At 65.4% G+C, this 14,809-nt stretch carries 12 protein-coding genes and 1 pseudogene; 2 read left to right on the forward strand and 11 right to left on the reverse strand.

Annotated elements, in window-relative coordinates:
• Positions 1-101: hypothetical protein (locus tag BST13_RS39870; RefSeq protein ID WP_245839846.1), on the forward strand; the 101-nt coding region annotated here is incomplete at its 5' end.
• A gap of 164 nt (positions 102-265) precedes the next feature.
• Here the strand turns inward: BST13_RS39870 and BST13_RS28635 are convergent.
• From BST13_RS28635 to BST13_RS28685, 11 genes are all read right to left on the reverse strand, one after another.
• The gene (locus tag BST13_RS28635; protein WP_142282857.1) at positions 266-556 is read right to left on the reverse strand and encodes a Rossmann-fold NAD(P)-binding domain-containing protein; all 291 of its coding nucleotides are present in this window, start codon (positions 554-556) and stop codon (positions 266-268) included.
• A 449-nt stretch (positions 557-1,005) separates the two neighbouring features.
• Positions 1,006-1,614, reverse strand: a complete 609-nt coding sequence (locus BST13_RS28640) for a hypothetical protein (protein ID WP_142282858.1) — start codon at positions 1,612-1,614, stop codon at positions 1,006-1,008.
• A 113-nt stretch (positions 1,615-1,727) separates the two neighbouring features.
• Positions 1,728-2,588 carry a 3-hydroxyacyl-CoA dehydrogenase family protein gene (locus BST13_RS28645; RefSeq protein WP_083168316.1) on the reverse strand — a complete coding sequence of 287 codons (861 nt, stop codon included), beginning with the start codon at positions 2,586-2,588 and terminating at the stop codon, positions 1,728-1,730.
• Positions 2,589-2,608: 20 nt separating this feature from the next.
• Positions 2,609-3,970 (reverse strand): NAD(P)/FAD-dependent oxidoreductase, encoded by a 1,362-nt coding sequence (locus tag BST13_RS28650; protein WP_083168319.1) that lies wholly within the window; start codon positions 3,968-3,970, stop codon positions 2,609-2,611.
• Positions 3,967-4,869, reverse strand: a complete 903-nt coding sequence (locus BST13_RS28655) for a 3-hydroxyacyl-CoA dehydrogenase (protein WP_083168401.1) — start codon at positions 4,867-4,869, stop codon at positions 3,967-3,969. The genes BST13_RS28650 and BST13_RS28655 overlap by 4 nt, the downstream gene beginning before the upstream one ends.
• Before the next feature lie 164 nt (positions 4,870-5,033).
• Positions 5,034-5,960: a 3-hydroxyacyl-CoA dehydrogenase NAD-binding domain-containing protein gene (locus BST13_RS28660; RefSeq protein ID WP_245839841.1), complete on the reverse strand. Its 927-nt coding sequence runs from the start codon at positions 5,958-5,960 to the stop codon at positions 5,034-5,036.
• 53 nt (positions 5,961-6,013) lie between these two features.
• Positions 6,014-6,796 carry a crotonase/enoyl-CoA hydratase family protein gene (locus tag BST13_RS28665; RefSeq protein ID WP_083168324.1) on the reverse strand — a complete coding sequence of 261 codons (783 nt, stop codon included), beginning with the start codon at positions 6,794-6,796 and terminating at the stop codon, positions 6,014-6,016.
• Positions 6,793-8,040 carry a CaiB/BaiF CoA transferase family protein gene (locus tag BST13_RS28670; protein WP_083168327.1) on the reverse strand — a complete coding sequence of 416 codons (1,248 nt, stop codon included), beginning with the start codon at positions 8,038-8,040 and terminating at the stop codon, positions 6,793-6,795. Before BST13_RS28670 ends, BST13_RS28665 begins: the two co-directional genes overlap by 4 nt.
• A gap of 9 nt (positions 8,041-8,049) precedes the next feature.
• Positions 8,050-9,270 (reverse strand): acyl-CoA dehydrogenase family protein, encoded by a 1,221-nt coding sequence (locus tag BST13_RS28675; protein WP_095533746.1) that lies wholly within the window; start codon positions 9,268-9,270, stop codon positions 8,050-8,052.
• A 441-nt stretch (positions 9,271-9,711) separates the two neighbouring features.
• Entirely contained in the window at positions 9,712-12,483 is a 2,772-nt protein-coding gene (locus BST13_RS28680) for a helix-turn-helix transcriptional regulator (protein ID WP_083168328.1), read from the reverse strand.
• 55 nt (positions 12,484-12,538) lie between these two features.
• On the reverse strand, positions 12,539-14,566 hold the full coding sequence (locus BST13_RS28685; protein ID WP_425437066.1) for a LuxR C-terminal-related transcriptional regulator: 2,028 nt from the start codon (positions 14,564-14,566) through the stop codon (positions 12,539-12,541).
• Between BST13_RS28685 and BST13_RS40465 the strand changes: the two are divergent.
• Positions 14,516-14,632 (forward strand): annotated as a pseudogene (locus BST13_RS40465) (hypothetical protein); the annotation flags it as partial. The gene BST13_RS28685 and the pseudogene BST13_RS40465 overlap by 51 nt on opposite strands.
• Positions 14,633-14,809: the final 177 nt, after the last annotated feature.

Consider the following 14,809-nt stretch of genomic DNA (forward strand, 5'->3'; position numbering starts at 1 on the left):
CCCCACCCCAGGTGCCGCCCTATCGCGGGCCGACCGGCGAACGCGCCGACTGGTGGTGGTACACCCCCTTCCAACCCAAGCCACCACCATCGCCCAACTAGGCACAAGCCCGGCGGCACGGCGGGCCGGATAACGCCGGCCGCCAGGCGAATTCACGCTGCCCTCATCACCGGTCAACCGCAACGCGACTGCAGTTTGCACCCGTGATTTCAGCCCAATGAACGCCCCACCGAATGACACGTCAGATTCGGCGCGAGACCAACCGTCATGGGGCATTGAAGATGTCGGGATGCTGCGCGATGTACTGGCGCACGGTGGATGCGGGCTGCCCGGTGATTTTCTCGACGTCGTCGGTGGCGCGATCGTAACGTTCAGCGCGGTGCAGCAAGGCCATGGTGCTGAGGTGTTGTTGGAGGTGCGCGGGTAGGCCCAGGGGGCTCAGGACTTCCTGGATCCACGTGTCGTGCGCAATGCCGGTACCGCGTATCGGCCGCCCTAAGCCGATCGTGTACTCGGCTGCCAGGCCGTCGATGTCGAGGCTTGTCGGACCGGTCAATTCGTAGATGTTACCGACGGAGGGCGAAGGGCCAAGGAGGACCGCCACAACTGTCCGTGCGACATCGCTAGTGGCAATCGGTGACGTTCGCCCGGTGCCGAAGGGCAGTGCCAACAGATTGTGTTCTTGCAGGGACCGTGCCGCGAACCAGGTGAAGATCGGGTTGTCGAGCCTTTCCAGTGTTTCGCCAGCGGTGTGCCGGAGAATTTCTCGAGCATCAGGCGCGAGAACTGCAGTGTGGCGCTGCGTGGCCGCTGGTTCACCACGATGCGCTGCGCCTAGAGCTGCCGCGCCGCGGCCAAGATGGTGCGGACATCTTCGGCACCACGGGCCGCCCCGTCCATCGCCGCGGCCTCCAGGGTGACGTCCTCGGCCAGGTTGTCCAACCACATCGGGCAGCGGATGTGTTTGCCACGCAGCACTGCCTGCCCGGCAAAGCCGGTCCGGGCTCAGCGCTGGCCGATTTCCCAGTTGTCGGTTCGCGTCGGCTGCCCGGTGTCGGTGCGCCGCCATTGGAACCCGGCCTCGTCTTCATAATCGATCGTGACCCGCAGTTTGTGATTCGAAGATTCGGTGGCATAACACATCACGGCATGGTGGCTCGGCGGCAAAGTGCGCGGCCAATCGTCGACAAAGTGCACCGCCACCGCATCGCGTATAGCGTGCCGGATCGCTCGGGACATCGTGGTGTTCCGCCCAGTTCCGAGTGATTCCGACAGGGCAAGCCGGATGGACTGCTGGACGTCAGGGTCTACCGACGTGGCGTGGTCGACGCGCCGCGCGCTGCCCGGCATCTCTGTACCGCTGTCGTCCACTGCGGTGACGCCGACCTTGAGAATTGTGGTGGCGTTGCTAGCGGCGTTGTCGATTCTGACCGCCCACGCGTTATCACCGAGCATCGGCGTTCTCACGCACGAGGGCACCAGTTTTCGTGCTTGTGCGCCGAAACGCTCACTCTTGATGCGCTGCAATGCATCCATCCGCGCCACGTGGTATTTGTGTGCCTCGAACGCTTCCCGGGGCTCCCGGATGAGCGCGATGTACAGGGCGATGAGCACGCCTACGGTGGTGGCGATGGCGCCACCCGCTTGCGTCACCTGAAGCCAGAGCGGCGTAGCACTCACTGGGCATTGTGCGGCGACAGAACTCGTAGACGCCAGAGCGTGGACGGTCATGGGTGTGGATAGTCATAGAAGCCTGCGCCGGATTTGACCCCCAATCGGCCTTGCTCCAGATAGGTGCGCAGTACCCGGCGGGGCCCGTCCGGGTACTCGGGGTGTTCGGCACAGTAGTGCTCTTCGATATCGAGTACGACGTCCAGGCCGACCTGATCCATCATCCGGAACGGGCCCGCGGTCGAGCCGGTGTTGATCTGGAACATCCGGTCGATCTCCTGCGGCGTGGACACTCCCTCGGCGACGACCTCAAGGGACTCTCGCTTCACCGCAGCCCACACGCGGTTGAAGATGAAACCGGTGCTCTCCCTGCGAGCTTCGAACGGATAGAGTCCGAATTGTGGCAGCGTCGTCAGCACGAAGTCGAGGACGTCACGATCCGTCTTGCCACTGGACATGACGTCGACGGCGGCCTTCTTCGGCGGCATGTAGAAGTGGATGTTGAGCACCCGTTCGGGGTGACGCACCTTGTCCAGGAACAGCCGACTGGCATAGGACGACGAATTGCTGGCCAAGATGGCGTCGGGGGCGGCGAGCTCATCGAGTTGACCGAAGACCTGGATCTTCAGCTCCAACCGCTCGGGGATCGCCTCGACGACCAGCCACGCGTCACGTACTGCGTCCGCAATGTCGGCGTTCCCTGACACATTCCCCGGCACAACATCTGTGGTCCCGTCCAAGGGCAGGTTCTGCACCACGAAATCGACCGCCGCCTCGCGTTGTGGCGCGGCGAGATCATAGATCTTCACATCCGCGCCGTGCCCGGCGAACATCAGCGCGATGCGGCGGCCAAGGGTGCCTGCGCCGATGACAGCGACCGGGCGGCTCGCGAAATTGGTTGGCACGTTGAAGCTCATCTCAGTCTCTCCTGGTGACGTCAGGCGGCGTCGGCCGCGAGGTCGGGCGGTGGCGGTTGTATCTCGGCGGGTCGATTTGCGAAGACCTGTCGGTCGGTGATGGTGAGCTGGCCGCGATTCATCGTGGCGAATGTCCCGGCCCACGAAATCACCGTGGTCAGTTTGCTTTTGAAGCCGACAAGGTAGACAAGGTGCAGGAGCAGCCACGCCAGCCACGCGATGAAACCGGCCAGCTCCAGGCGGCCGACTTTGGCGACCGCAGAGAACCGCGACACCGTGGCCATCGAACCCTTGTCGAAGTAGCGAAACGGTGTGCGCTCCACACAGTGGAAGGGCTCCTGCAGAGGTGGGCAGTGTCCCTTGAGATCGGCACGAATGGCCTTCGCCGCGTACCGGGCGCCCTGGATGGCGCCCTGTGCCATACCGGGAACGCCTGGTACTGCAGCCATGTCGCCAATGACAAACACGTTCGGGTGGCCCAACACGGTCAGGTCGGGTAACACCTTGAGGCGGCCCGCCCGATCGACTTCTGCACCGGCCTGTTCGGCGAGCTGCGCAGCCAGCGGGCTCGCCGATACACCCGCCGACCACACCTTGCAGACCGATCCGATGCGGCTGGTGGTGCCGTCGGCGTGCGCGACGGTCAACCCGTCGTGGTCGACATCGACAACCGTTGCGCCCAGTTCTATCTCGACGCCCAGTTTCTCGAGCCGTGCCTGCGCCTTGCGCCCCAGGCCGATACCCATCGGCGGCAGCACCGCATCCGCCGCATCGAGCAGGATCACGCGAGCCTGCGTCGAGTCGATACGGCGGTATTCACCTTTCAGCGTCCGCGTCGCCAGCTCGGCGATCTGACCCGCGAGTTCCACGCCGGTCGGCCCGGCACCGACGACTGTGAACGTCAGCAGCCGCTCCCGAAGGATCGCGTCGTCACAGCGTTCGGCCGCTTCGAATGCACCGACGATGCGCGCGCGGATATCGAGCGCATCATCGAGAGTCTTCATACCAGGTGCGAACTGCGCGAAGTGGTCGTTGCCGAAATAAGATTGCCCGGCACCCGCGGCTACTATCAGGCTGTCATAGCCGGTCTGATGCCGCTGTCCGAGCAGCTCCGACACCACGACGCGGCGTGCCAAATCGATCTCGACAACGTCACCCAGCACCACCCGAGCATTGCGTTGGTCGCGCAGGATCCGCCGCGTGGACGGTGCGATCTCGCCCTCCGACAGGATGCCGGTGGCAACTTGGTACAGCAGCGGTTGGAAGAGGTGGTGCTGGGTCCGGGCGATCATCGTGACCTCGACCGGCGCACGCTTGAGTTCTTTGACCGCGGTAAGGCCGCCGAAACCTGAACCGATGACGACGACTCGGTGAGCGGTCATGCCGGGTCTCCAGCCGGGACCTCCGCGTAGGCGATGCCGGTGAGATTGCCCTGCAGGGCGCGGATCGGCCGCTGGCCTGAACCGTCCAGCCCGGCCACGTAGATGGTGCCCGCCAGGTCGGTGAAGAACATGCGGTCGTGAGCCGGATCCAGCGCGATCCCGATGCCCTCCATCAGGTGCGTCGCGACGATCTCCGGTGCGGTGCTGCCGATATCGTCCAGCGCGGCGCGGTTGACGGTGTTGCCGAGTGGCGGATCGCCGCGGTCGGTCCAGTACAGGGTCCGGGTGGTGTGGTCGATTTCGAGGTCGATCGGCTCGGGCAGATCCTTGAACACCACTTCGATGTCGCTGCGTCGCGCCGCGGATTCCCGTGCCGGAACATTGATCCCGGCCCGCAGGATCCTGCCGAGGCCGGCGTCGCTGGGCCCCTTCTGTGTCCAGTACACGTAACCACCGACATGATCGACGGCGACGCCGACGCACCAGTTGGTCTCGTCACGGCGGTCGTCATCCCCCTGCCCGGTCTGGACCAGAACCTCCAGGCACGACCCGTCAAGATTGCATCGCATCACGCGCATGCCTTCGCGGTCACCCCAGTACAACTGGCGATCGACCACATCGAGATGCAGCTGTTTGGGGGTGTAGGTACCTCCGGACGGCACGATCGTTCTGCGGTTGCCGCCGTCAAGGTCAACCCGTTCGATCGAGCCGTCGTTGACGGGCGGTCTGCCCATGTTGGTCCAGTAGATGTGTCCGCCCTCGACATCGACCGCGACGCCGTCAGGAATCGGACATCCCGCGGTGATGAGGGTCTTCCCCGATCCGTCGGGGTTGAAGGAGAACAGGCGCCCGTCGCCGCTGGCTTCGAGCACGAACAGTTTTTCGGTCAGCTTTTTCATCGTCAGTTGTCCTTTCATATTGTCTGGCAATCGGTTCCGCTGAGGCGTGATGTCGGCGTCCAGCAACTGTCAGTGACGCGATACGACTACATATCCGGCGACGGCGAACGACATCGGGATCGCCATCAGCACGCTGTACATCACGCTCAGCATCGTTCACACCTTTACGTTCCCTCGACCTTGTCGCGCGTCGCGATCAGGCCGAACAGCATCTCGTCGCGTTCGGCGGCGAGCTCGTCAATCGACTTTCCGTTCGCCTCGGCGTACACGCCGTCGACGATCTGTTTTGCAAGCTCCGGGGTGAATTCCGGGCTCTTGAAGGACTGCCACTGGGTGACCATCCGCGGCATCAGGGTGTCCATGAAGTGCTGGATACCGCCCTGCCCGCCGCCGAGATGCCACAGCAGGCTCGGGCCCATGACCCCCCAGCGCAGCCCCGGCCCCCACGACACCGCGTCGTCGGCGTCGGCGACGTCGAGGACACCTTCACTGATCAGGTAGACCACTTCGCGGTACAACGCACCCTGAATCCTGTTCGCGACGTGACCGGGCAGCTCCTTCTTCAGCAGAATTGGCTTCTTTCCGATCGAGCGGTAGAAAGCCATTGCGGTATCGATGGTTTCAGGCGAGGTCTGCTTCCCGCCGACGACCTCGACCAGCGGAATGACATGCGGCGGGTTGAAGGGGTGGCCTATCACGGTCCGCTCTGGATGGCGGCACTGGGCCTGGATCTCGCTCATCGTGATGCCCGAGGAGCTCGAGGCGATGATCGAATCAACCGGCGTCGCCGCGTCGATGTCGGCGAACAGTTTGACCTTCAATTCTGGGCGCTCCGGCCCGTTTTCCTGGACGAAGTCGGCATCGGCGAGGGCCGCCGCCAGATCGGAGGTGAACTTGAGGCGATCCGGTGAAGCGCCGGGTGCGAGGCCCAGTGTGGAGGCGCCGGCCCACGCGCCTTCAACGTAGGACCGCAACGCGGCTTCCGCGCCGGGCGCCGGGTCGGTGGCCGTGACGTCGAAACCTCGCGCGAGGAAATGTGTGGCCCAACTGGCGCCGATGGTGCCGGTGCCGACAACGGCGATGCGCTGCACCGATTTTGGTGAGTTCATGACTATTTCTCCTTGATGTGGGCAGTTTCTGGGGTTCAGCGTCCGCGCCATACGGGCGCGCGCTTCTCGGCGAATGCGACAGCACCTTCGTGCGCATCCTCTGTGCTCAGCAGGCTGTGCGCGGTCTCTGTCTGCACCTTGAATGCCTCGGCATCATTGAGACCCTGCACTTCTCGCAGAACTTGCTTGATCTTGGCCAGGGCCAGCGGTGCATTGACGGTGATGTGCCTGGCCAGTTCTTGCGCCCCGGCCAGCGCTCCTCCGTCCACGGTCAGCTGACTGATCAGCCCGTGCCGATTGGCTTCGGCGGCCGTGATCGGCTCGCCGGTCAGCAGCACCCTCATCGCGATGTGGTAGGGCAGCCTCTGGGGCAGGCGAATCACGCCGCCCTCGCCGGCGATGAGCCCTCGCTTCACCTCGGTCAATCCGAATTTAGCGGTGCCCGCTGCCACGATCACGTCGCAGGCGAGTGCCATTTCAAAGCCACCGCCAAGCGCCCACCCTTCGACCGCGGCGATGAGCGGCTTTCGCACCACCGCCTGGGTGATGCCGCCGAAGCCGCGGCCGGGAAGGATCGGAGTCTCCCCCTTGGCGAACGCCTTGAGGTCCATGCCTGCACTGAATGTCCCACCCGCTCCGGTCAATACGCCCACCGACAACGCCGGATCCTCGTCGAGCTGATCGAGTGCGGCCGCCAGCTGGAGGGCGGTCTCACGGTTGACGGCGTTCTTCTGGCCGGGGCGGTTGATGGTGATGGTCAGGACACCGTCTCGGCGCTCGGTGAGCACCAGATCAGTTGCCGTTTCGGTTGTGGTCATTTCGCTGTCTCCTGAGGTGACGCGGCGGGGATCGCGTTCTCCTCCCGCAGCTGGGTGATCTCGTCAGTTGTGAAGCCCAGCTCGGCGAGGACTTCGTCGTTGTGTTCACCGTGGTCGGGTGCGCGCCGGGACGGTGTCCGGGGCAGCCCGCGAAGGGTGATCGGATTGTTGACGGTGAGCTCCAAATCCTCGGCGCCCTCGATCGGGACGACGATGCCGGCGGCCCGCAGCTGCGGATCGGCGGCAGCCTCCTCGGCAGTCTGGATGACGCCGTATGGGATGCGGGCGGCGTCCAGCACGTCACTCCAGTGCGACAAAGGGCGAGAACGGAACTCGTCATCGAGTAGCTTGGCCAATTCCCCGGCATTTTCGGCGATGGCCTCCACGTCGGCGAAGCGCGGGTCGGCCAGCATATCTGCCCGCCCTATGGCATTGGCGAGCGTCGGCCACGCCGTCCGTTTGGCGGCAAGCATGAACCATCTGTCGTCGCCACTCTGGTACGCGTTGGTCATCGCATTGACCGGTTTGTTGCGGTCATGCAACTCGTAAGGTGTTCCACCGGCGAGTGCCGCCGACACCAGGGTGCCGGTCGCCCACACCCCGGTCGCCAGCAGCGAGGTGCCGACGTTCGCGCCTTTACCGGTGCGCTCTCGGTGGTACAGGGCCGTCGCGATGGCTGCGTAAATGGTCGTGGCAGTGGTGTAATCGCCGCTTCCCCACACCGGCGACGTCGGCGGAGCACCGGCGTCACGGGTTGCCGCGAGCAGCCCGCTGCGTGACCAGAACGCGGTCAGATCGAACCCGGGCAGTCCGGCATCCGGTCCGGCATCGCCGAACCCGGTGATGTCGGCGTAGATCACCCTCGGATTCCAGGCCGATACTTCCTCATAGCCCAGGTGCAGCTTCTCTCGCGTGCCGTGCGGAAAGTTGGTGATCACCACGTCGGCCCATTGCACAAGGCGTTTGAGGATCTCCGTGGCTCCCTCGGACTTGAGGTCGACCGACATGCCGCGCTTGTTGCGATTGGCCAAGTGCCAGCTGTAATTCCCGGGTGCGGCCGGGCTCGGCGAAACCGAGCTCAGCAGTCGCTGCGGATCGCCGATACCCGGCGGTTCGACCTTGATGACGTCGGCGCCGAAGTCGGACAGCATCGTTGCTGCCGCTGGAGCCGCGATGAAGCTCGCGATTTCGACGACTTTCAAACCGGCGAAAACCGGTGTCACCTCTGCGTTTTCGGTAGTCATCTCATCACCTCACACAAACGCGCTCAGGCCGGTGACCGACTTGCCGACAATCAGCGTCTGCATCTCGCGGGTGCCCTCATAGGAGTACAGGGCCTCGGAGTCGGCTACGAAACGGCCGATGTTGTAGTCCAGGACGATCCCGTTGCCGCCGAACAGCTCTCGCGCCCAATGCACGGTCTCGCGCATCCGCGAGCAGCAGTAGGCCTTCGCCAGCGCGGACTGCTCGTCGCGGTACACACCGTCGTGCTGGAGCTGGGCCAGGCGCACCATCATCCCCGCGCATGCTGTGGCGTTGCCCAGCATTTTCACCAGCAGATCTTGAACCATCTGGAACTTGCCGATCGGGCGCCCGAACTGCGTACGCTCCTTGGCGTACTGCAGTGCGATCTCGTAGGCGGCGAACTGGACTCCCACGGCCTGCCACGCCACACCGCTGCGCGTGCGGCGCAGGATCTCGGCCGTGTCGCGGAACGAGTTGGCATTCTGCAGCCGGTTGGCTTCGGGAACTCGGCACTCGTCGAGGAGAATGTTGGCGTTCTGCACGATCCGCAGCGCGAACTTGTTCTCGATCTTGCTGGTGGAGAAGCCCGGTGTGTCCTTCTCCACCACGAAGCCCAGGATCTTGTTGGTCTCGACGTCGCGGGCCCAGATGACCACCAGGTCGGCGAACGTGGCGTTGCCGATCCAGCGCTTGGCGCCGTTGAGAACCCACTCGTCGCCGTCACGGCGTGCGGTGGTCTCCATGCCGCCCGAGACGTCGGAACCGCCGTGCGGCTCGGTCAGCCCGAATGCACCAACCTTCTCGAACCGGCTCATTGCAGGCAGCCAGCGGCGCTTCTGTTCCTCGGAGCCGCACGTGAGGATGCTGCCCATCGCCAGTCCGGAGTGCACCCCGAAGAACACCGACAGCGACGGATCGAAATGCGCCATCTCCATCGAGGTGATCCCGGTCATGAGGTTGCTCGGCACCGGCTCGTTCGAATCCGGGTCGGCCCAGTCGAGCAGGCCCAGGTTCGCGAAGCCCTTGACCAGCTGATGCGGGAATTCCGCCCGAGCCCAGTAGTCCTCGACGAGGGGCGCGGCCTCAGTGCGGAAGAATGCCCGCATCCGACGAACCTTCTCGCGCTCGGGCTCCGAGAGCAGTTCCTCGTAGGCATAGAAATCAGCCGGCAGCAGTCCATCTTCCAGATAGGGCTGGTGTGGTGTCGGCAGTGTCACGTTGACAGTCATGGCATTCCTCTCTTGTCCTTGCTGTGCGGCCACGGAATGGCTTGACAGCGACTGTGATCTGGGTGTGCAGGTACCTTCTGACAACTTCCACAGTCGTCGTACACAGAGGTCGACACCATCGACCATGGATTGATCTTTAGTGCGCGGTGGCTGTAGTCCTAGGCACTGGCGTCCGGCGTCCCGCTCCCCCGGGCACGACGCACCCCATCCCGGGAGTGTCATGCTGCGCGGCGGTCGCCGCTGTCGGCTACATCGGGTTTGCGCTCACCACCGGCCGATTCCACCGTTTCCAGCGGATTCCGCTTAGGGCTACATCCGTGCCGCCCTGTACATCAATCCCAATGGATGGCACAGTGCCATTCGTCTCGGAGAGGGTGGGAGTAGTGACCGACCTGGTTCTGCTGGCCACACTGCATCCCGAGCCGGCCTCGGCTGGACCCGTCAGCGCTCGCGCTGGGTCAATTGAGAGCGAGAATTGATGCCGAGCTTGGCAAAAGCATTGTGCGCATGGGTTTTCACGGTATACAGCGATATGTGCAGTTGGTCCGCGACGGCGCGGTTAGTGCCCCCCTCGGCGATGAGACTGACGACCTTGATCTCCGCATCCGTGAGGCTGTCCCAACCAGATTTGGCTCTCGGCCGGCTGACAATACGACGCTCGACGCCCAAGCCGCGCAGCGCCCGGCCTATCCTGCGCGCATCGGCAGGCGCTTCGAGGCGGGTATAGGTGTCGAACGCCGCGTTGAAGTGATTGATGCCCTCCTCCGTGCGGTCGGCCGCAATCAACAGGGTCGCGGCGTCCTCCGCCGCCGCAGCGTGGAGCAGCGGTCGTGACGATGACCTGAGCAGTTCCGCGGCGGTCAGCATTCTGTGCGGATCACTTTCGAGGATGCTGCGGGCATAGGTGGCGACCGCGGCGAACAGCGGAACCGTCGGCGTTTCCCGCTCCAGCAGGTCGCATCCCCGCAGGACGTTGGCGCGCAGTCCTGCGTCACCGGCGGCCGCGGCGACCCGCGCGCACAGCAGCGCATGGTCGATGGTCTGCGGCGACCCGTAGGGCGTGATCTCCGCCCCGAGTACCTGCATAGCCCCGTGGAGGTCGTTGCGGTGCCAGGCTGCCAGCGCGAGGATGAAGCCCGCCGTCCGGCGCACCATGGCCGCTCCGGAGGTATATGCGTCATGTGCGTAAGCGACCATCTGCTGCAACAGTTTTCGGTCGTCGGTGTGCAGCGCGACCTGGGCCAGGGTGACGGTGCGCATCATGTCCAGTTCGGTTGCGCCAGCTGGCGAAGGTTCCGGGAGCGATTCCACCATCGAGCGGGCGGCAACCAATCGGCCTGCGGCAAGATGCAATCCGCCGTAGTTGGCGGCCCAGATGTCCAGCGCCATCGAATTATGCTCTTGCCGAGCGCGTTCCATGCCCGTGTCGGCCACTTTCGCTGCGTCGTCGAGCCGGCCGACCACTGCGAGCAGGTTGGCATAGTTGTTTGCGAGCAGAAGTCGGGCGGTGATCGCCTCACCCGTGCGTTCCACCTTCGACAGCTCGTCGAGGCGCCGCACCGCACGGCCCGCATACCCGTCCTGCCAGTCCAGACACGCCAGCGTCAGCTCGGAAACGATCGTCGCCTCGAGATCGCCGGTCGATGCTGCCGCAGCAGCGGCCTCTTCGGCGCCCGCGCGCTGGAGTTCACGATTTCCGCGCATCAGGTTGTAGGCGAGCCATGCCAGATGTCGCGCCCGGGTGACGTCGCTGATGTCGCGCAGCTGAAGCGCTCGGCGGTTCTCTTCGACGCGTCGTTGGGTGCTGTGTGTGGTGAACGACGGAAGGCGCAGGCGGATCTGCGCCTCATCTTCGGCCGAAGCACCCGACATTGCGGCGAGGGCCAACTCCTCCGCCTCGCGATAGCGGTTCGCGCGGTTGAGCAGCGCGACGGTCTCGGCGACCAGCCGCCCGTGGTCGCCGTCCGCGGAGGGCGTAAGTTCCAACGCGCGCCTGCTCAGATCGGCGGCAGCATTCGCATCGCTGCGGCCGATCGTGCGGGCGGCCTGACGCAATGCGCCGATCGCTTCGGTGTCCCCCGGGTCGGCGCTGCGGGCGAGTTGAGTGGCGACCTCAGCGGGGGTCGCGCCCATGCTGAGCATGATCGACGCCGACTGGCGCTCCATGGCCCGGCGCAACGAGCGTGGGAGCGACTGTCGGGTGGCCTCGCGCAACAGGTCGTGCCCGAACCTCAGCTGCTCGCCGTCATCGACGAGCAGGTCTGCCTGCACCGCCTCGGCGAGCGCCGTCATCAACGAAGCCGGCTGCCGGTCAAGCATCGCGGCCAACAGCGTGGCCGAGAACCGGTCGGGGAGCACGGATGCCACCCGCACGAGTTCCGATGCACCACTGGACAACACATCCAACCGTTGCTGCATGCTCGCGCCCAGGCGGCGCGGGAGGTCGACGCCAGTCGCGGCCGCGTGGCCGCCGGCGATGTCGAGCCGGCCTTCCTCGGCCAGTCCCCCGACCAGTTCCATGACGAGGAACGGGTTTCCGTGCGCTTTCACCGCGAGACTCAGCAGCGTCTCGTCGGCGCCGGCGCGCACTGCGTCCTGGACCATTTCGGTGACCGCGTCCGGCGACATAGCAGGGATCTGCAAGACCGTGGCGCCAGTGCGACGCAGCACTGTCAGGGTTTCGTGCACCACGGGGCCGCCCGCCCCGGTGCGCACGGTCAGTACCCACAGCACCGGCACATCGGGGTGGGCGCTCGTCAACGAGCGCAGTGCCAGCAGCGTGCTGGTGTCGGCCCAGTGGATGTCCTCCAACGCAATGACCAGAGGAGTCTCCGCCGCAGCGGCATCGATGGCGCGCTGCAAGTCGTGCACCACCCAGTAACTCACGTCGGCCGAGCTGCCCAACGCGCGCAACGCCTCGGCGTCCCCCACAGGCGGATCGGCGCCCAGCGTTGCGGTGAACAGCGAGAAGAACGGGACCGACTGTTGGTATTCGAAGGCCTCGCCGAACAGGATCCGCGCCTTGTTCTTCTCCGCCAGTGCCGTGACTTCGGTCAGCAACCGACTCTTGCCGATCCCGGGCGGCCCTTCGATGACCAGCACGCCACCGCGGCCATGAGCGACCGCATCGGTCAAGGTGCCGATCTGTCTGAGCTCGTCGACCCGCCCACGGATCGGCCGTGCCCCGAGCCGCTGACCACCGACGTCAGGCATCGTTAAACAGTACTGCGTCAGCTCACCTCAAGGTTGTCGTTGCGGTACTACCTCGTCAGTGCGTGAACGGCGACAGTTGACTGCGCGAGCTGATGCCGAGTTTGGCAAAAGCGTTGTGCACGTGGGTCTTCACCGTGTGCAGCGACAGGTGCAATTGCTCCGCGACGGCGCGATTGGTGGCGCCTGCTGCGATGAGGGTGACGACATTGAGTTCGGCGTCGGTGAGGCTGTCCCACCCCGTTTTGGCCCGGGGGCGGCTGACGACGCGTCGTTCGACGCCCAGCCCGCGTAGCTCACGGCCCACCCGGCGTGCATCGGCGAACGCGCCGTGGCGCGTATACGTGTCGAACGCCGCGTTGAGCTGTTCGACCGCTTCGCCGCCACGGTCGGAGCGGGCGAGTTCGGCGCCGGCGTCCTCCGCCACGGCGGCGTAGAGCAGCGGCCGTGACGACGCTGCGAGCAGGTCTGCGGCCGCTGTCAAGGTCGAGGCATCGCGTTCGAGGATGCCACGAGCATGCGCGGCGACCTGAGCGAACAGTGGGATCGTCGGCTGCTCACGCATCAGCACATCCGTGGCTCGCAGAACGGCCGCGCGCAGACCGGCATCGCCGGCGGCCGTGGCAACCCGGGCGGCCAGGATCAACCGATCCAGGACATGGGGCCCGAGCGGTGGGCCGAGCAGGGTGATACTGCCGAGCCAGCGCATCGCGTCATGAACGTCGTCGCGGTACCAGGCTGCCACCGCGAGCACATGCGCCACCGAACGATCCACCACAGATGACGAAGCGCTGTACGCATGGTGTGCGTCATTGATCATCTGCTGCAACAAGGCTCGGTCGTCTGTGCGCGCCGCCACCTCACCCAGAATCACCAGGCGCAGCATGTCCGCCTCGGTGACGCCAGTCGGATGCGAAGGCGGTAGGGACTCGACCTCAGCTCGCGCCGGTGCCAGTCGGCCTGCGGCCAAATGGGCCAGCCCGCCGAAGACGGCCCACATGTTGAGGGCTATCGCGTTGCGCTCTCGGCGGGCTTGCGCTTTGCCGTCGGCGACACGCGCTAACGCGTCGTCCACCCGGCCGACCGCTGCGAGCAGATGCGCGTAGTGCGGTGCGGCCAACTCACGAGCTGCGGTCACATCACTCGTACGGGTGCGGGCGTACAACTCCTCGTGGCGGCGTATCGCGCGGCCCGCGTACCCGTCCGCACTGTCGACACACGCCATTGCGACATCGGCCACGATCGTGGCCTCGAGGTCACCACTCGACGTGGCGGCCGCGACGGCCTCGTCAGCCGCGGCGCGCTGCTGCCCACGTGCGTCATGCAACGCCAGGTTGTAGGCCAGCCACGCCAGATGCCGTGCCCGGGTCACGTCGCTGATGTCTCGCAACTGCAGTGCTCGGCGATTCTCCTCGAGGCGACGCGGGGTGCTGTGCCAGGTGACTACACGGAGGCGCAGGCGGATCTCGGCCTCGTCGTCGGCCGATCCCGCCTCTGAAAGCGCTGCAACGGCCAACTCTTCGGCCTCTTGATACCGACGGGCCCGGTTGAGCAATTCGACCGTTTCGGCCACCAGTGAGCCATGTTCAGGCTCGTCGAGCGACAATTCCAATGCGCGCCTGCTCAAGTCGGCGGCCGCACTCGCGTCGCTGTGACCGACCGAGCGCGCGGCTTGCCGGAGCACGCTGATCGCTTCCCGGTCGCCGGGCTCGGCGCTGCGAACCAGCTGGGTCGCTACCTCGGCCGGGCCCGCACCCAACGTCAGCATGATGGACGCTGATTGGCGTTCCATGGCGCGCCGCAGCGACTGTGGCAACGACTGCCGGGTGGCCTCGCGCAGCAAGTCGTGCCGAAACCTGAGCTGCTCGTCCTCTTCCACCAACAGATCGGCGCGCACGGCCTCCGCAAGCGCCAGCAGCAATGAGGCCGGCTGACGTTCCAGCATCGCGGCGAGCAGACCCGCCGAGAACCGATCCGGCAGGACCGAGGCCACCCGCACGACCTCTCCTGCGCCCTCGGACAGCAGGTCCAAACGGTGCTGCATACCTGCACGCAGCCGCCGCGGCAGCGCTTCTCCCGCGGCCATTGCGACACCGCTACTCACGTTGAGTCGGCCCTCTTCGCCCAGCCCGCCGACCAGTTCGTTGACGAGGAAAGGATTTCCGTGCGCCTTCGCGGCGAGGTTCAACAGCGATGTGTGGGCGCGTGCCCGCACCACATCCTGGACCATGTCGGCGACCGCGTCGGATGCCATCGCCGCCAGTCGTATGACGGTGGCATCTGCGCGCTGCAACACCGACAGTGTCTCCTGGACCGCGGGACCGCCGGC

Origin of the sequence: Mycobacterium aquaticum (genome assembly GCF_002086485.1) — a bacterium.
GTDB lineage: Bacteria > Actinomycetota > Actinomycetes > Mycobacteriales > Mycobacteriaceae > Mycobacterium > Mycobacterium aquaticum.

Bases quoted from the DNA above. Each gene is read 5' to 3' on its own strand.
- BST13_RS28680 (WP_083168328.1), bottom strand. From the start codon at position 12,483: ATGCCTGACGTCGGTGGTCAGCGGCTCGGGGCACGGCCGATCCGTGGG.
- BST13_RS28645 (WP_083168316.1), bottom strand. From the start codon at position 2,588: ATGAGCTTCAACGTGCCAACCAATTTCGCGAGCCGCCCGGTCGCTGTC.
- BST13_RS28670 (WP_083168327.1), bottom strand. From the start codon at position 8,040: ATGACTACCGAAAACGCAGAGGTGACACCGGTTTTCGCCGGTTTGAAA.
- BST13_RS28650 (WP_083168319.1), bottom strand. From the start codon at position 3,970: ATGACCGCTCACCGAGTCGTCGTCATCGGTTCAGGTTTCGGCGGCCTT.
- BST13_RS28675 (WP_095533746.1), bottom strand. From the start codon at position 9,270: ATGACTGTCAACGTGACACTGCCGACACCACACCAGCCCTATCTGGAA.
- BST13_RS28685 (WP_425437066.1), bottom strand. From the start codon at position 14,566: ATGGCCGCGGGAGAAGCGCTGCCGCGGCGGCTGCGTGCAGGTATGCAG.
- BST13_RS28665 (WP_083168324.1), bottom strand. From the start codon at position 6,796: ATGACCACAACCGAAACGGCAACTGATCTGGTGCTCACCGAGCGCCGA.
- BST13_RS28655 (WP_083168401.1), bottom strand. From the start codon at position 4,869: ATGAAAAAGCTGACCGAAAAACTGTTCGTGCTCGAAGCCAGCGGCGAC.